The sequence below is a fragment of the Bacillus testis genome (assembly GCF_001243895.1).
Lineage (GTDB): Bacteria > Bacillota > Bacilli > Bacillales > DSM-1321 > Bacillus_AD > Bacillus_AD testis.
Window position 1 is genome coordinate 3,749,904 of sequence record NZ_LN851186.1, and the last position, 18,548, is coordinate 3,768,451.

The following is an 18,548-nucleotide window of genomic DNA, read 5'->3' on the forward strand; positions in this document are numbered from 1 at the left end:
ATCTTAATCATTACAAAGCTAATCTTGGTCCATTGATCGGTTTCCAATCCATCCATTCGAATTCCTCTTCATCAGAAGGATCTGCCACTTGGAAAGTGACCGTTTTCTTTTCTCCGCCAACCAAACCGAATTCAATGGTATACTCTCCGGCTGGTCCATTGGCATCCGGAACATAGGTGGTTTCAAACGTCTTTCCTTCTGTTGAGGCAAGTGGAATCTTGTTGCCCGATGGATCAGTGACAACAGCTTCCCACTTCACCGGTGCAGAAGCTTCCGCCTTCAAAACAGCCGGATTCTCGCTCGTCACTTTCCCTTCTGGAGTAAATGAATAGCTGGTGATTCCCGTTGACTCGGGTTTTGCTCCTTTATACAACACAACGGTTTGTGTCGTTACATGCCCTGCAAGGTCTGTCACTTCGAACGTCACATCATTCTGTCCTTCGTCCAGGAATAATGGAATATCGATTTCTTTTGAGAATGGGCGCATTTCGTATGGGTCATCGAAAGAATGCTTGAACACTTCATCTCCCCAAACGACAAGGCGGATGTCATCAAAGTTGTCTGTTACCTTCGCATGCAAGGTAATATCCGGTGTTTCTTCGCTTGCCGGAACATTTCCTGTTCCGCCATTATCTACTGGTGAAGAAGGATTCTCTTTTTTCTTGCCTTTGTTATTATCTGCTTTTGCTGTTGTAACTGCTTCTTTTCCTTTACCTGGCTTTTCCGGTTTTGCTGGCTTCTCAGGCTTGCCTGGTTTTTCAGTTTTTCCATTAGCCGGTTCTTCTTTCTTTACTCCGCCTACCAAGTTTCCTTCAGGTATGCCCGTTATTTCAAGCTGTGCCGGTGTTGTATCGATGATGACTTGTCTTCTGAACTCGATTTTATTGCCAACTCCGTCTTCACCGCTGATATACACATCATGCACACCATCTTCAGTGAATTTCAGTTTCGTGTCAAAATCATAGTCTTTCGTTTTTTCATTGAACGTGAATGGAACATTGATTTCATTTCCTTCCAGCTTGTCCCCTTTCACTTTCAGATAAGCTAATTCAGAAGCGTCTTTCACAGAACCTGTAAGCGGGATTTCTTTTGTATCAAATACGCCCAGTGCTTCAGGTGATGTTGTGACGATGTAAGGAATGGTATCGTCAGAAGCGCTCTTCACGACCGTTCCTGCCATATTGTCGGCATTGTCCATAGCAAGGATGACAATCTTGGATTTGCTGGAAATCTTGCCTACATCCACTTTGAAGCTGCTTTGCCCAGTTGCATCCAACGTTTTGACAGCTTTGCCGTCCACTTGGATCTGCACCAGCTGCAGTCCGCTGCCTGTTCCATCATTCAACTCAAACGAAACAATCCCGTTCTTACTGCTGAAGGCTGTCTTGCCGAATACAGGTGCAACTGTATCCACCACGACCGGAATTTTCATGGTTTGCGGCTCTTTCCCTGCATAATCGACCTGTGTCTTCACTTGATAGAAGTACTTGCCGTCCTTCGCTTTCTTGCTCTTTATGAAACCATCCCAAGTGGTTGTGCTTGGCTTGTATACATAAGGAGAATTCAATTTATAATTCTTTCTTTGCTCGCCGTCCTTGGTGATCGTCCGGACTGTTTTTCCGCTTTCATCAAGGATGCTGTATTCAACCGTTTTACTATTGCGGAGGAAAGTCAACACAGGAGCTGCTGCATCTTTTTGATTATCGCCGTTCGGAGAAATGGCAATTGTGTTTTTGTCGAGCTGGCCGCTGACACCGTTTTGGCCAAGGGCGTTCCCTTCATCATCCACCATGAACGAGGTATCCAAATACGTTCCTTGGTCGTACACCATAGGGTCAAGGACAGGGGCTTTATTCCAATCTCCTTTGAATCCCACAAATGGAACAGTCAAATTTGGAAATGCTTGATCAGATTTATCGATCAATTGGACAAATCCTTCAAGGAAATAGCCATTGCTCATTGCATTTTCCAGCTCAGCGTTGGCGTTGTCCAAGTTAATGCGGATGGTAATGTCTTTGGATTGCCCTTTGAAAAGAGTAAAGACTGGAGTGTCGACTGATATCTTCGCCTTGCTCACCACTTTTTCTTTCATATCAAGCAAACCATTCGTAACAGAATCGGTCAGAGCTGAAGTGTCGACTTCATAGGTAGCATCTTCATCGCTCATATTGGTGGCTGTCAATGTAAAGCTGACTGTGTTCCCATTGATTTCCTTCAGCTCTACTTTTCCTTCATTCGTCCCTTTTCTCACCACGTAAACAGGAGTGGAAACGGCTGAGTGAAGTTGCATGATCCCTGATCCCTGGCGGCGCGGCGAGTAGAAAATCCCGCCATTATTAGGGTCTTCAACTGGTTTGGCTGTATTCATCATCAATACTTTGGCACGTTCAGATTTCTCGGCACCTGTCAGATTCGGGAACATTTCATGGACTTTTTGCAGTACAAGCGCAGCACCGCCGGATACATGCGGAGCAGCCATTGATGTTCCGCTCATCAAGCCGTATTTGTCATCATTCAACGTGGAATAAATTTGGCCGCCCGGTGCGGTGATTTCCGGCTTCATCTCTAAGCTCGGCGTCACGCCCCACGAAGTGAATGTGGACATTGTGCCTGCTGCAGCACTCGGGACAGTCACTTTCTTGCCTGTGAAAGAAACCTTAGCAAGCCCGTTATTCTTAGCGAACTCCGCCAACATAGCGTTGCCGTCGCTCTGGCCGATTGAAACCAGCGGGATTGTTGGAGCATTCAGAGCCATACTGACATAATCGCCATGTGCAGGAAGGCCTTTCACAATAACGCCGGCTGCTCCGGCTGTTTCAGCTGCTTTTTGGATTTCTCCGTAGTTCGGATTAGTAGATACACGGGCTGCAAAGACCATTTTTCCTTTCACATCTTTACCTGCATATTGAGCAGCACTTCCGTCCCCTACGTTTACTACGTCCATTTGCTTATTGCCAAAGACGTTCAAAGGAAGCGGAGAAGACTGGGTTTTGTAGCCATAGGATAATGAAGTGCTTCCGAATGACATGGTCATTTCATCAAGCGCAATCCGGTTATTCTCCATGGATGCTACAGAAAGAGAGCTTTTGGTGACGGATGGAGCCCCGACCAATCCAGTATCCGGGTTTGTAGCAAGTGGCGGAGTGCCGAAGCCATTGCCGACATAGCCTTCATTCCCGGCGGAGATGCTCATCACGACTCCATTTTGAACGGCATTATCAACCGCTTTTTGTTCCAGTGATTGATCATCAACAAAACCGGCCGCTGATCCTAAGCTCATATTCATGACATCGGCCCCTAGCTTGATGCCGTCATCAATGGCTTTGATATAGATATCGCCAAATGTAGATGGCATGGCCGGATCATTTCCGAATACCTTCAGCGCAAGCAACTGTGACTCAGGGGCTACCCCTTTGATTCCGTTGCCTGTTTCATCACCGTTTGCGCCGACTGTTCCGGCCACATGCATGCCATGCATAGAAGCATCCGGTCCAAGGTCGCGGATTTCACTGTTCTTATCTGCATAATTATAGCCATATGGGACTTTATTCGTATAAAATTGGCCAGAGAGTTTTTGCTCGGCAATTTTTTCTTTGACAGAAGTTTCTGTCAATTTATCACCTGCTTCTGTCGTCAGCTTCATATCTTTATGGCCAACATCAATGCCTGTATCAATAATGCCAATCACTGTTCCTTTTCCGTCATAGCCGGTATTCCATGTTTGTTGTGCTTCTACCATCTCTTTGCTGGAGATCATATCTGGCTTTTCTTTCGGCCGTTCATACTCGGTGGCAATGGTCACTTTCTTGACGCCCGGCAGTTGTTCAATCTTCTCAATATCGCCATACTTCATTTTGCCGCTCACGCCGTTCAATACAGTGGTGAAGGCATTTTCTTTTTTCAAATTGATTTTTTTCATTTTCACATTGTTCAGGAATGCATCCTGCTCACTTTTTACCTGTTGCTGCAATTCTTCCTGCTTGCCGATTGTTAGCTGCTTGTACATGACGCCTTTTTCATTGGCATAGGAAATGGCCGGATCGCCGTCCAATTCGACAATGACCCTGACTTCATCGCTGTCTTGATATTCATTCTGCTTCTTGATGGATAATTGCTTTGCTTTTTCAATCGTCTTATAGGCCTGCTCCAGATTGATGGAAGGAGTCCCCTCGTCCGCCCAAGCCTTCCCTCCTGCGTAAAATAGATTGGAGGCTGCTAAGAGTGTAACCAAGCTCACGGAGACTGCTTTCGTCATTTTTTTCTTCTTTTTCTTCAAATAATACTCCCCCTTAAAAATTATACTAAAATAAAAAAATCCTTTTCGTTCCTTTTCTTACAGCAAAAATGGCATTCTACTAAACTCATTTTCCTAGACACTCGAACTACAACACTCCCAATTATTTCTAGTAAATGAATGCTTTTGTCTTTTATTGTCATTAGAGAAGAGTTTATTAACAATTATCGCCAATAATTCCGAATATTTAAATAAGTCTATTTTCATATATACATATAGTTATTTAGCATTATTTTTGATTTTAAAATAATAGGTAAGGGTCTATTGGTTCACTATCATTTTTCACCCTTCCCTTTCTAAAAAAAGCAGGGATGATTTTATTCCTCACCTTCAGCTCTATATAAGAGAGTCCATCCAGTTCTTATCCCGTTCTAACTGGCGCTAAGACTCCCACTCTATTGTTCTAATTCTATCTGTTCTTGTTTAAAGACCCTAATGTTTGGCAGAAGGGAAATAAAAGAAATAATTGAATAATTTTCTGAAAAATGCGTTGACAAAAACAGGATTAAACTTTATATTTAACTTCGATAATGATAATCATTATCAATTAAATGGATTACATATACTTTAAGGAGGTTTATTATGAATCGCCTCTATACAGATCGCTTAAACATAGGATACGGAGAACAATTAATTGTGAAAGATCTTAATGTAGAAATACCCGATCGAAAAATTACCACCATCATCGGATCCAATGGTTGCGGTAAGTCTACATTATTAAAAGCCCTTACTCGCATTATTTCTCATCAATCAGGCAAGGTCGTTTTAGATGGGAAAATTATCTCAAGTGAAAATACGAAGATTCTTGCCCAAAAAATGGCCATCCTCCCTCAATCCCCAGAAAGTGCAAGTGGATTGACGGTCGGTGAACTCGTATCCTATGGACGCTTCCCTTATCAAAAAGGATTCGGCCGCTTAACTAAAAAAGATTATGAGGTCATTGACTGGGCTCTTGAAGTTACAGGAACGATCGATTACAAGTTTCGTCCTGTAGATGCCTTATCAGGCGGTCAGCGCCAACGTGTTTGGATTGCTATGGCACTTGCCCAAGAGACGGAAATGATCTTTCTGGACGAGCCGACCACTTATTTAGATATGGCCCATCAGTTAGAGGTATTAGAGCTTTTGCAAAAACTAAACATCGAACAAGAACGTACCATTGTGATGGTCCTTCATGATTTAAACCAAGCTGCCCGTTTTGCTGATTATATAATCGCCTTAAAAGATGGCTGCATCGTCAAAGCGGGAAATTGCGAGGAAGTGATCACTCCAGATGTGCTCAGAAAAGTGTTCCATATTGATGCTCATATAGGGAAAGACCCATGGACCAACAAACCTATGTGCCTTACTTATAACTTATTAAAAGGAGAACCCCAACATGAAAAAATGGATATTCCCGTTTATTCTGCTCTCAGTGTTACTTATTAGTGCATGCAGCAATAGTTCCTCTACGGACAAGGAAAATGATACAAAAAAAGAAGACAAAACATTTACGTATGAATCAGAAACAGGGCCAGTTGAAGTGCCAGCACATCCGAAGCGTGTCGTCATGTTATCAGGATTCAGTGGTAATGTAATCAATCTAGGTGTGAATTTAGTTGGTGTTGATGTATGGTCTAAAACCAACCCTACCTTTAAAGAGGAATTAAAAGATGTTGCCGAGGTATCTGAAGATAATTTAGAAAAAATCATTGAATTAAACCCAGATCTCATTATTGCACTCTCTACTGTTAAAAACGTTGATAAATTAAAAGAGATTGCTCCTACTGTAACGTATACATGGGGGAAATTAGATTATTTAGCCCAACATGTTGAAATTGGAAAACTATTAGGCAAAGAGAAAGAAGCGCAAGCCTGGGTAGATGACTTCCAAAAACGCGCTACGGAAGCCGGAGATAAAATTCGTGCGAAAATCGGCGAAGATGCGACTGTATCCGTCCTGGAAGCTTACGATAAAAATCTTTACGTTTACGGTGATCACTGGGCACGTGGAACAGAAATCTTATATCAATCTATGAAATTGAAAATGCCTGATAAAGTAAAAGAGATGACATCAAAGGATGGCTACTATACTCTTTCTACAGAAGTAATCTCTGAATATGCCGGAGATCATGTAATTTTAAGTAAATACGCAGATGCTGATACTTCATTCCAGGAAACGCAAACATATAAGAATATACCTGCCGTTAAAAATGGCCATGTATATGAAATGGAAGGGAACGGAGCTTCCTTCAATGATCCGATTACTTTGGAGAAGCATTTGGCATTTTTTAAGAAATCATTTCTAGGTGAATAACTTTCCAATGAGGGATTCTGAGTAGAATCCCTTTTCCCCTATTCTTATGAAAGAGAAGATGAATGACTGATGACAAAAGAAAAGAAACGTTCTGTCCCCTTTATCTTTAAAATGATCGCTGGTTTGCTTGTCCTTGTTGGGATGTTTGTGGCAGCCATGGTTTTCGGCGCTGCAGATACGACAATCAGAGATGTATGGCTTGCCCTTACCTCCGATGTAAGCAATGATGTCACCTTAATGCTGCAAGAAATTCGTTTTCCAAGAGAAGTGGCAGCCATTTTTGTGGGAGCTGCATTAGCTGTTGCAGGGGCGATTATGCAAGGCTTAACGAGAAACCCACTTGCAGATCCAGGTTTACTCGGGTTGACGGCAGGTGCAAATGCTGCACTGGCAATCACTCTTGTTGCTTTTCCTTCCATCAATTATTTTGGATTGATGATTGGCTGCTTTATTGGAGCAACCGTTGGCACAATCATGGTGTTTAGTATGGGTTTTATTAAAAAAGGAGGATTTTCTCCGCTCCGAATCGTATTAGCTGGAGCAGCTGTATCTGCCTTTCTCTACGCTATAGCAGATGGTGTGAGTATTTACTTTCAAGTTTTCAAAAATGTATCGGTATGGACTTCAGGAGGGTTAGCCGGAACGACTTGGGGCCAGCTTCAGGTGATTGTTCCTTTTATTATTGTCGGCATTCTTGTGTCTCTCCTTCTGGCAAGGCAGCTAACGATTCTTAGTTTAAATGAAGAGGTTGCCGTTGGCCTGGGGCAGAAAACCATACAAATAAAAATCATTCTTTATATTGCCATTATCCTTCTGGCCGGCGCCTCTGTTGCCCTTGTCGGAAATATGACCTTTATCGGCTTAATGGTCCCGCATGTCGTACGCGCCATCGTCGGAACGGATTACCGATTTATTATTCCTATGACCGCTATTGCCGGAGCGATTTTTATGCTTTTTGCTGATACGCTTGGACGCACCATTCATGCACCTTTTGAAACGCCGGTCGCAGCCATTGTGGCCACAATAGGGTTACCATTTTTCTTAATAATCGTGCGTAAAGGAGGCAAAGCATTCTCATGATTCATCCTTCTTTACTAAAAAAACAGCGGATTCTTCTTATTACTTTACTGGCACTTATGATCGGCACAGCTATTATGAGCATGGGTTTAGGTTCTGCTGCACTTTCCTATAATCGGCTAATTCCAACCTTTCTCGGCGAAGGTACATTTAAAGAAGAGTTTGTTTTATTTTCGATTCGTTTGCCGCGATTACTCATTACATTGCTGGCTGGCATGGCTCTTGCATTATCGGGTGCAATCTTGCAAGGAATTACACGGAATGATTTAGCGGACCCAGGCATTATCGGGATTAACTCTGGAGCCGGAGTGGCAGTTGCCATCTTCTTTCTATTTTTCCCGATCGAACCCGGTTCTTTTGTTTACATGCTTCCACTTGCCGCTTTTTGCGGTGCAATTCTTACCGTTTGCTGCATCTATTTATTCTCTTACAGCAAAAACACAGGGCTGGAACCGGTAAGACTAGTGTTAGTCGGGATTGGTTTCTCGATGGCTCTCTCTGGTGCCATGATTGTCCTGATTTCTTCTGCAGAGCGTGAAAAAGTAGATTTTATCGCCAAATGGTTAGCAGGGAGTATATGGGGAACTGATTGGCCATTTATCTGGGCTCTCCTCCCCTGGTTAGCCATCCTTATTCCCTTCACTTTATACAAAGCCAATCGCTTAAATCTTCTCGGAATCAGCGAATCTGCAGCCATCGGTGTAGGTGTATCGATTGAAAAGGAAAGAATCATTTTACAGATAACAGCTGTTGCCCTGGCTGCTTCCGCTGTTTCGGTTACTGGAGGAATTTCCTTTATCGGCTTAATGGCCCCCCATATAGCAAAAGCGTTAGTTGGCCCGCGAAACCAATTATTCATCCCGCTCGCCATCCTTATTGGCGGCTGGCTCTTATTATTGGCTGACACACTCGGCCGTAATCTGATTGAACCGAATGGAATCCCTGCCGGTATGATGGTTGCTTTAATCGGGGCCCCTTATTTTATGTTTTTATTACTGAAAAAATAAAAAGCCTGTCAAACATAGAGGAAAGAGGCTGGGACAGAACCCTCCTCTAAAATGAAAAAGCCGGTGAAATTTTACAATGAGTAAAATTTCACCGGCTTTGGTTTTTTTCAAAATAAAATAAGGACATTCTCTGTTAAAATTAAGTTACCACACAAAACCAAACAGAAAGAAGTGTCCTTATGTTTAAAGATTATAACATGAATCAATTAATTTTGCCTTTAGATTTAGAAGTCAGATTACAAAAGAATGATATCGCCTTCCATGTACACCACTTAGTTGAAAGTATTCCTCATGAAGCGTTTGAACCATTTCTGCGGAATGAGGGTTGTCCTGCCTATCATCCACGCATGATGTTGAAAATTATCCTATGTGCCTATACACAATCTGTCTTTTCAGGTCGGAAAATAGAAGCCCTTTTAAAGGACAGTATTCGTATGATGTGGCTGGCGCAAGGATATGAACCAAGCTACCGCACCATCAACCGTTTCCGTGTTCAACCTGAAGTAAAAGAATTAATCCGCCAATGTTTCGTTCAATTCCGTTGCCAGCTCGTCCAAGAAAAAATCATTGATCAAGAAGCCATCTTTATTGATGGAACGAAGATTGAAGCGAATGCGAATAAGTTTACGTTTGTTTGGAAGAAATCCATCGAGAAGTATCATCAGGGATTAATCGAAAAATCAAATCATCTATATAAAGAGCTGCTTAAAAATGAAATCATGCCTCAAATTGTACAGGAAAGTGAAGAAGAGTTAACGTTGGAAGAGCTCACTCAAATCGTTGAAAAAGTAGATGAAGTGATTTCTGAGTACGATCAAAAAATAGAGGCATCAACGAATGGAGCCGAGCGAAAAGCGTTGAGAAGTGAACGGAAATTCCCAAAACAAGCACGAAAACAATTAATGGACCATATCCAACGAAAACAGAGATATCAAAAAGACTTTGAAATATTCGGCACACGAAATAGTTATTCAAAGACAGATCCCGACGCGACCTTTATGCGTATGAAAGATGATTATATGAAAAATGGTCAATTGAAAGCCGGTTATAATGTACAAGTGGCAACAGAAGGACAATACGCGCTTGCCTACAGCCTCTTTTCGAATCCAACTGATACCCGTACATTAATCCCGTTCTTAGACCAAATTGAACAACATTATTTTGAGTTGCCAAAGCACATCGTCGCAGATGCAGGATATGGAAGTGAACAGAATTATGATGATATCCTTTCAAATCGTAAACGAGAAGCGTTAATTACCTATGGAATGTACGTGAAAGAGCAAAAGAAGAAATATAAACAAAACCCATTCAATACAGCGAATTGGCAGTATGACAAAGAAAAGGATGTATACACGTGTCCCAACCAACAACAACTTGTCTTTAAAAATTATTCAGTACGAACAGATAAAGAAGGCTTCACACGTGAATTTAAGATTTATGAGTGTGAAAACTGTTCAGGATGCCCATTGCGTTCCTCATGTACAAAAGCAAAAGAAGGAAACCATCGAAAAGTAATGGTGAATGAAAAATGGGAACAACAAAAAGAATACGTAAGAGCGAAGCTTTCAGAAGAAACGAGTTCCATTTATCGTAAAAGAAAAATAGATGTGGAACCAGTTTTTGGATTCTTGAAGGCTAATTTGCATTTCAATCGATTTTCAGTTCGAGGAAAATCGAAAGTTGAAAATGAAATGGGCCTTGCATTAATGGCCGTGAATTTAAGGAAATTCACGGCTAACAGGTAAGGATGATTAGAGAAGAATAGAAAAAAGTGAAATTGAGCGCACTCAATTTCACTTTTTTCATTACTTTTTTCATTATTGAAGCTAGTTCTGTCCCAGCCTCNTGTTTAAAGATTATAACATGAATCAATTAATTTTGCCTTTAGATTTAGAAGTCAGATTACAAAAGAATGATATCGCCTTCCATGTACACCACTTAGTTGAAAGTATTCCTCATGAAGCGTTTGAACCATTTCTGCGGAATGAGGGTTGTCCTGCCTATCATCCACGCATGATGTTGAAAATTATCCTATGTGCCTATACACAATCTGTCTTTTCAGGTCGGAAAATAGAAGCCCTTTTAAAGGACAGTATTCGTATGATGTGGCTGGCGCAAGGATATGAACCAAGCTACCGCACCATCAACCGTTTCCGTGTTCAACCTGAAGTAAAAGAATTAATCCGCCAATGTTTCGTTCAATTCCGTTGCCAGCTCGTCCAAGAAAAAATCATTGATCAAGAAGCCATCTTTATTGATGGAACGAAGATTGAAGCGAATGCGAATAAGTTTACGTTTGTTTGGAAGAAATCCATCGAGAAGTATCATCAGGGATTAATCGAAAAATCAAATCATCTATATAAAGAGCTGCTTAAAAATGAAATCATGCCTCAAATTGTACAGGAAAGTGAAGAAGAGTTAACGTTGGAAGAGCTCACTCAAATCGTTGAAAAAGTAGATGAAGTGATTTCTGAGTACGATCAAAAAATAGAGGCATCAACGAATGGAGCCGAGCGAAAAGCGTTGAGAAGTGAACGGAAATTCCCAAAACAAGCACGAAAACAATTAATGGACCATATCCAACGAAAACAGAGATATCAAAAAGACTTTGAAATATTCGGCACACGAAATAGTTATTCAAAGACAGATCCCGACGCGACCTTTATGCGTATGAAAGATGATTATATGAAAAATGGTCAATTGAAAGCCGGTTATAATGTACAAGTGGCAACAGAAGGACAATACGCGCTTGCCTACAGCCTCTTTTCGAATCCAACTGATACCCGTACATTAATCCCGTTCTTAGACCAAATTGAACAACATTATTTTGAGTTGCCAAAGCACATCGTCGCAGATGCAGGATATGGAAGTGAACAGAATTATGATGATATCCTTTCAAATCGTAAACGAGAAGCGTTAATTACCTATGGAATGTACGTGAAAGAGCAAAAGAAGAAATATAAACAAAACCCATTCAATACAGCGAATTGGCAGTATGACAAAGAAAAGGATGTATACACGTGTCCCAACCAACAACAACTTGTCTTTAAAAATTATTCAGTACGAACAGATAAAGAAGGCTTCACACGTGAATTTAAGATTTATGAGTGTGAAAACTGTTCAGGATGCCCATTGCGTTCCTCATGTACAAAAGCAAAAGAAGGAAACCATCGAAAAGTAATGGTGAATGAAAAATGGGAACAACAAAAAGAATACGTAAGAGCGAAGCTTTCAGAAGAAGAAACGAGTTCCATTTATCGTAAAAGAAAAATAGATGTGGAACCAGTTTTTGGATTCTTGAAGGCTAATTTGCATTTCAATCGATTTTCAGTTCGAGGAAAATCGAAAGTTGAAAATGAAATGGGCCTTGCATTAATGGCCGTGAATTTAAGGAAATTCACGGCTAACAGGTAAGGATGATTAGAGAAGAATAGAAAAAAGTGAAATTGAGCGCACTCAATTTCACTTTTTTCATTACTTTTTTCATTATTGAAGCTAGTTCTGTCCCAGCCTCTTTTTTTTAAACGATGCTGTTTATTTTACCTACTTACTCGCGCTGTACCATATGCCGATAATGGAATAATCTTTGCTTCCCTCAAATTCATATAGTTTTCTCTTCCCATATATTCATATATTGTACTTTTTACGCAAGGTTCCTTCAGCGAAACCGATAGCGAGAAGGTGCGTGTCCGGATCATACACGATCACTTGGTCCCCTTCTTTCATTTTAGACATTATTTCAAGCGGCAAAGGATAACTCTCGTATTTCTGTTCCGTCTCCCACCATATCGTTTCAAATTTGTTTTTTCGTTACTGGAGATTACGTAAACCGCCATAATCCTGCACCTCTTTGCCTTATTCTCTTTTTAATCAAACGTTTGAATGATCAATTAAAAGCTTACATTTCACGGCTTGTACCTCTTTTTGCGTGGCATGGCTGACTTTTTCTTTCTAAAAACGATTCGATAGACGAGAGTCTTATATAGACCCTCCTACCCAGTTCTTATTTACCGTTTTATTGAAGTTCTTTTCTTATACAATTCATCACTTTGCATTTATACTAATTCCTATAAGTTAACTCAACTATAATTAGGGGGATGGAAGATGGCAGATGAAAAATGGGTTGAAATGAGTACCAAGGGTCAGGTTGTTTCAGGTATGAAGAACGAAATCTATGTACGGGATTTTTCGCCAATCATTATTGATGAACCGGTCCGCCTCGGCGGCAGCGACGAGGGGCCGAATCCGCTCGAGTATTTGCTGGGGGCTTTATCGGCGTGCACCTCCATCACGATTGCGATGGTTGCTAAGCAAAAAGGCTTCAGCTATTCCGGACTGTCTTTCAGCAACAGCGGCAAGCTGGATGCACGGGGATTAAGCGGAGTAGAAGGTGTGACTACCTACTTCCAGACGGTCTCATTCGAAGCGGTGTTTGAGACGGAAGAACGCGATGAAAATCTGCAGGCACTAAAAGAAGAAGTCGAAAAAAGATGCCCAATCTATAATCTATTGAAGGATGCCGGCGTGGCCGTGGACTCTCAGTGGAAAATAAAAGCATAAAGAAGAAGCCCCATCTGCCGATGGGGCTTTCATTGATCCGTTCTAACCAGCGCGGCTCAATTCATAATCGGCCAGGGAAAAATGAATCCCTCGCCAATTAACATTTCACTTTATAACACAATATTGCCGTAGCCTTCGACCAGCTCTCCAAACCCTTGCTCCTTCAGCAAATCAACAGCCATCTGCCGAATCGGCTTGCCGTTCTTCACGATATGATCCGTTTTCGTTTCAATGAGCTTGTCAAAAATGTCACTTCGGTCCATTCCCAGTTTTTCAAGCTGCTTCTGCGTCCGCAGCAGGTCGACCAGCGTCAGCCACGGGTAGTCATCGCCATTAAATACATGCTTTCCGTTGATCTGGTACCATAAGTCGCCGTCCGGCTTCACCCATTTCGGATACAGGCTTTCGATTGCGCTTTGCATACTTTCCGCTGTTTCCAGATAGGCCGCTTTTCCCGTGGATTCATAGGCTTCCAGCAGGAATCGCAACTCGCCGAGGGCATGGTTCAGGGATACATGCGTTTTCTTGCTGCCCTGTGCGTAATAATCCGCTATCAAGTAGCCATCTTTGCCGAAATCGATAATATTGCCGATCTTCTTCTGCCCTGTTAGGAAATCAGCGTATATTTCATTGGCCTGCTTCAGTTCTTTAATGCCAAGCTGATCGCCGGCATCCTTCAGGAACAGGGCGATATTCTCATTATGCCGGGTATCTATGTAAGGAGCCGTCACGCCGTAAGCGCCTTTCAGCCATGTGCTAGTATATTCCGTCTTAAAGACCGGAACCTTGCCTTTCGTGAGGTCGCCATTAGAGAAGACATCAAGGTCAGCAATGGCGTTGATACTCAAATCATAGAAATAGCGCTCCTTGCTTTCATGATACTCTTTCAAGTACACCCCGCCGTGGACCCTGCCCAGATTACGCCCATAGCCAAGCTTATATCCCGGTTCCACTGACCAGGGAAGCTTTGTGTATGGCCCTTCGGCTGTATACCAGCTGTTGATTGAGCTGTATTCACGGATGGTCTTCTTGAACCAGCTATCGATGTTCTTTTGCTTCGCGAACAAAGGCTTATCCGAGACAAGGAACCAATTCTCTGAAATGGCGCCCGGCTTCGACTTCATCACCATATTCACCTGCAGGGGATCGCTCGCTTTCTTCTGGAGAATCTTGACGCCTGTGTACTCTTCCTGGAATTCACGCAAAACGGATTTTTGCTTATTGGCATAGGTCTGCACTTTTTCCTTGGACAAGTAATCCTTGCCGAGCATCACGCTCTTTTGGCTGCCGTCCTTCATGCCCATCTGCAGCAAGCCGACAGGATGGGTAATGACGTCCACCCCAAATGTATCATTCGCTTCTTGCTTCACTTTCCCATAGGAATCGATGCGCTGAAGCTTACTGTTTTTCACACCGGCAAAAGGCATCGTGACCTTCGCTGTATACTCAATGGAGCTATTATTGATGATTTTCGTAAACACAAAGAAATCATTATTATCAAGCTTTCGGACCGTCAGCACCAGCTTGCCGACAGGCTTCACCCACTTCTTCACTTGGTATGTATATTGGATATCCTCCGACCTGATATGCTTGCTGGTCTTCTTTCCCTCAAGGGTCAGCGCCAGTTTCTGGTCGTCTATGCTCACCTGAATGGTTTTCCCCTTAGCTGGCTCAATACTCACCGAGGATTTTAGCACAGCGGAATAGGCTATATACCCGCCGAAGCCCAAGGCTGCAACGACTGCAATCAGCAATAATCCAATGAACCCTTTTTTCATTTCTCTCTCCTTCACTCGCCCTGTCTTTTTATGGATATTCTTCTCTCATTATACATGTTTTTGTCGAAGACTTCTGCCTAGTTGGCGAATTGTGGCCATAAAAAAAGAAACCCCGCAGAGTAAAATCTCCGCAGGGCCTTGATTATCGTTCTACTTCCTTTTGCTCATCCGGCCAAGAATAAAGGCGCCGGCACCAATGCCAATCAGTGTATTCGTCTTCTTATTGAACACTTGCTTGCCGACAAGCGTCAAGTTTTGCGGGCGCTCCGCCAAGCGGCGCATGAAGTAGCCATACCAGTCGCTTCCGAACGGTACATACGTACAGAAATTATATCCTTCCTTTGCCAACTCGAGCTGAAGATCGCGGCGGAAGCCATATAGCATCTGGAACTCGAATTTATCTGTCGGTATGTCATGCTTCTTCACAAACGCTTTGACATGATTGATGACATGATGGTCATGGGTGGCGATACTGGTGAACTTCCCATGCAATAGATGATACTCTATTAATTTTATGTAATTTCGGTCAATGTCTTTTTTATCCTGATACGCCAGGTGCTCAGGCTCCTTATAGGCTCCTTTTACGATGCGGAGACGGTAATCCTTGTATTTCTCGATGTTCTCTTCCGATTCATAGAAGTAGGCCTGGATCACAGTGCCGACATTGTTATAGGCAGCCGAAAGTTCATCGATTAAATCGAAGGAAGGATGCAGATGGCCGTAGTCCTCCATGTCGAAATTGATGAAAATCCCGTAACCATAAGCACGGTCGACGATTTCTTTCAGATTATCCAAACAAAAATCATAATCGATATCCAAACCAAGCTGTGTCGGCTTCAAGGAAATATGGGCATCCACCCCATGTTCGTGAATAGCATCCAAGACAGTAAGGATTTGCTCCTTCGCCTCCACCGCTTCGCTCTTCTCATAGACGAATTCCCCAAGATTGTCGATGGTTGCTGAAATGCCATGCGCGTTCAATTCTTTGACGCTCACAATCATCTCATCGATGTTCGTACCGGCCACAACCGACTGGGCGCCAAGCTTCAATCCCCATTTTTTGGCCCCTTTATTCAATAATTGATTCTGTGAAAGTTGGATAAAAAAATCTCTCGTTAGCCCCATTGCTTCTTCCTCCAATGATTATGAATTAATACTACTCATGCTTTGTATAAATCCTCGGAACGGCCCCTAATCGTCATTAATCGACAAATGAAATCCCGACCAATCCCTTTTAAAATAGTTGAGTCCGCCGCCATATAAATCGCTTACATTGCAGCTATGAAAAAGAAAAACTCCTTATCCCTTGGCTCAGATTTTCAACTATTTTGCCAACTTGCTTAATTTTGGTATATCTTCCTGATATTATTTTAACTCAAAGTTGTTTGAATTGCGATTATTATATAAATATTTTTACTTTCTATTTATTAAGGCTGCCTCTACCGCTTTCTATATAGGAAAAGCGGAGAGCAATTCGGCTCTCCGCTTCCAAAATTATCTATTTATTGACTGCCAATTGTTTGGATAAAGCGGCTTTGTATATATATTGGGCTACATCACCGCGCGTTGCATGTATGTTGGTGCCATAACGATTGCCATCAGAAATGATGCCTGCCCCGGCGAGAGCACCCACCGCCTGCTGGTAACGCGCAGGCACTCCTGCCAGTTTGGTCTCCCCACTGCTTTTCAACTTAAAGGCGTTCATTGTCCAGATAGCGAGCTCTCCCCTTGCTATCAGGGATTCCGAACCAAACTGTGTAGCCGTCTTGCCGTTCGTGATGCCGGCTACTTTGATGGCATCGACCTCATGCACGGCACGAGAAGGCACATCAGTAAATCCAAAAGAAAGCGTTTTAGTGAACGGAAGATCAAGTGCCTTCGCGAACATCACAGCAGCGTCGACCCTTTTAATAGGCGAAACTGTCCCAAACAAATCCTGCGTCAAGCCGACAATCCCCTTGGAAGACAAGTAGGCAACAGCGGCTGCATTTGCGCTGTCCACATCCTTAAATGAAGAAGCCGGTCCGGCAATCTGTTGCGGCAATGTAGACATTTTAAGCATCTGCGGTACCGATTCTATTCCCGCTTCGTCCACTGCCCGCACCTCGATTGTATAGTCTGTGTCCGGCTGCAGATGCTTAAGCGTATACTGCGTTTCCGTACTCTTTTTGATGTCAGCTATCAAACTGCCATTCTGGTAAATATGGATGCCGGCAAGGCTCGCAGGATTCTTCCAGGAAAACGATAATGACGTGGCTGTCTTCTCCCCGGTAGCCAATCCTTGCACAGGCAATTGTTCATTGACAAAAGGATGGTAAGCGGCATAATCGATGAAGCCATACCCGTATTCCAGATCTCTTCCTATTGCCCCTAAGTCGCGCGTATAGGAGCGCAGCTCTTTCCGCAATTCGCTGGCGTTATACGCAGGGTATTTTTCCTTCAAAAGCGCCAAGAATCCAGCTACATGCGGCGATGCCATGGAGGTGCCTTCCATTTCGGCATACTGCCTGTTGCGATAGGTGCTAATGATAGAAGCGCCAGGTGCCGAGAACTCCACTTCATCCCCTGTCGAAGAAAATGATGAAAGCTGCAAATCCGGGTCAACAGATGAAACGGCGATTGCTCCTTCATATTTTGCAGGATATTCGACAGGATTGCCGTTCTTGTCATTGCCGGCGGCCGACACTACCAATACACCCGACTGATAGGCACGGTCTACAGCTGCTTTCAATGCCGGGTCGTCACCATCCACTCCGAGCGATATATTCACAATATCCATCCTATGGGCTATACACCACTCGATTCCCTGAATCAGCTGAGCGACTGTTCCTTCTGCCCCTTTTCCATTGGTAACCTTCACCTCATAGAGGCTTACATCCGGCGATACGCCAGCAACATCTATCCTTGTTGCGCCAGGCATACCCACCGTGGCAATGCCCAGCTGTGAAGCGATTATCCCAGCCACATGCGTGCCATGGCCATCATAATCGGCCAATGACGATTCATCACGGTCCGGCGTACTGGCCAAGTCATCCGTAAACGAAACAGCTCCGGCAATCTTCAGCTCCGGATGAGAGCTGATGCCCGTATCCACAACCGCCACCTTGACCTTCTTCCCTGTATAGCCATCCTTCCAGGCATCGGCGGCATGGATGGCATTCAGACTCCACTGCATCGGCCCCGGATTGCCAAGCACGTGCAGCTTTTGGTTTGTGCGGATGGAGGCAATATTGCTGTCTTCTTTCAATCTGGCAATATCACTTTCCGGCAAAACCGCATTGATGGAATGAATGCTATTAAACTCATTCTTCACTTCAACTGCATTTTCTATGACTTCATTCTTTCCAGCTGTATTTTTATATTTTATGATGACATCCTTGCTATCTTCTGTATGAACATCATCCGCAAACGACATAGGGACTAACCAAATGAAACATAGACACGTACTCACTGTGATTGTGAATGCGTGTTTGGCAGACCGTTTAAACATGCTGACTTTCCCCCTGTGCACTTTATCTTTTGTAAGTAAAAGTTGG

The 18,548-nt window shown here is 43.1% G+C and carries 11 protein-coding genes; 7 read left to right on the top strand and 4 right to left on the bottom strand.

Annotated elements, in window-relative coordinates; all coding sequences use genetic code 11:
* Window positions 1–10 precede the first annotated feature (10 nt).
* On the bottom strand, window positions 11–4,276 hold the full coding sequence (locus tag BN1765_RS18575; protein WP_050616515.1) for a S8 family serine peptidase: 4,266 nt from the start codon (window positions 4,274–4,276) through the stop codon (window positions 11–13).
* A gap of 600 nt (window positions 4,277–4,876) precedes the next feature.
* Between BN1765_RS18575 and BN1765_RS18580 the strand changes: the two genes are divergently transcribed.
* The 7 genes from BN1765_RS18580 to BN1765_RS18610 all read left to right on the top strand — a co-directional run bounded on the left by BN1765_RS18580 (window position 4,877) and on the right by BN1765_RS18610 (window position 13,234).
* Complete coding sequence (locus tag BN1765_RS18580; RefSeq protein ID WP_050616516.1) at window positions 4,877–5,722, top strand: ABC transporter ATP-binding protein; 846 nt, start codon at window positions 4,877–4,879, stop codon at window positions 5,720–5,722.
* Entirely contained in the window at window positions 5,673–6,590 is a 918-nt protein-coding gene (locus tag BN1765_RS18585; RefSeq protein ID WP_050616517.1) for an iron-hydroxamate ABC transporter substrate-binding protein, read from the top strand. The genes BN1765_RS18580 and BN1765_RS18585 overlap by 50 nt, the downstream gene beginning before the upstream one ends.
* Window positions 6,591–6,659: 69 nt before the next feature.
* Window positions 6,660–7,670 carry a FecCD family ABC transporter permease gene (locus BN1765_RS18590; protein WP_050616518.1) on the top strand — a complete coding sequence of 337 codons (1,011 nt, stop codon included), beginning with the start codon at window positions 6,660–6,662 and terminating at the stop codon, window positions 7,668–7,670.
* On the top strand, window positions 7,667–8,674 hold the full coding sequence (locus tag BN1765_RS18595; protein WP_050616519.1) for a FecCD family ABC transporter permease: 1,008 nt from the start codon (window positions 7,667–7,669) through the stop codon (window positions 8,672–8,674). The genes BN1765_RS18590 and BN1765_RS18595 overlap by 4 nt, the downstream gene beginning before the upstream one ends.
* A 179-nt stretch (window positions 8,675–8,853) precedes the next feature.
* A complete protein-coding gene (locus tag BN1765_RS18600) occupies window positions 8,854–10,419 on the top strand; it encodes an IS1182 family transposase (RefSeq protein WP_050616520.1) in 1,566 nt (521 codons plus the stop codon).
* Window positions 10,420–10,519: 100 nt separating this feature from the next.
* Window positions 10,520–12,088 (top strand): IS1182 family transposase, encoded by a 1,569-nt coding sequence (locus BN1765_RS18605; protein ID WP_050614516.1) that lies wholly within the window; start codon window positions 10,520–10,522, stop codon window positions 12,086–12,088.
* A gap of 690 nt (window positions 12,089–12,778) precedes the next feature.
* Complete coding sequence (locus BN1765_RS18610; RefSeq protein WP_050616522.1) at window positions 12,779–13,234, top strand: OsmC family protein; 456 nt, start codon at window positions 12,779–12,781, stop codon at window positions 13,232–13,234.
* A 110-nt stretch (window positions 13,235–13,344) separates the two neighbouring features.
* Here BN1765_RS18610 and BN1765_RS18615 read toward each other — a convergent pair whose 3' ends face one another.
* From BN1765_RS18615 to BN1765_RS18625, 3 genes are all read right to left on the bottom strand, one after another.
* The gene (locus BN1765_RS18615) at window positions 13,345–15,012 is read right to left on the bottom strand and encodes a hypothetical protein (protein ID WP_050616523.1); all 1,668 of its coding nucleotides are present in this window, start codon (window positions 15,010–15,012) and stop codon (window positions 13,345–13,347) included.
* A gap of 150 nt (window positions 15,013–15,162) precedes the next feature.
* Window positions 15,163–16,137 carry a proline dehydrogenase family protein gene (locus BN1765_RS18620; RefSeq protein ID WP_050616524.1) on the bottom strand — a complete coding sequence of 325 codons (975 nt, stop codon included), beginning with the start codon at window positions 16,135–16,137 and terminating at the stop codon, window positions 15,163–15,165.
* Window positions 16,138–16,510: 373 nt separating this feature from the next.
* Window positions 16,511–18,502, bottom strand: coding sequence for a S8 family serine peptidase (locus tag BN1765_RS18625; protein ID WP_050616525.1), 1,992 nt, complete (start codon window positions 18,500–18,502; stop codon window positions 16,511–16,513).
* Between the last annotated feature and the right edge of the window lie 46 nt (window positions 18,503–18,548).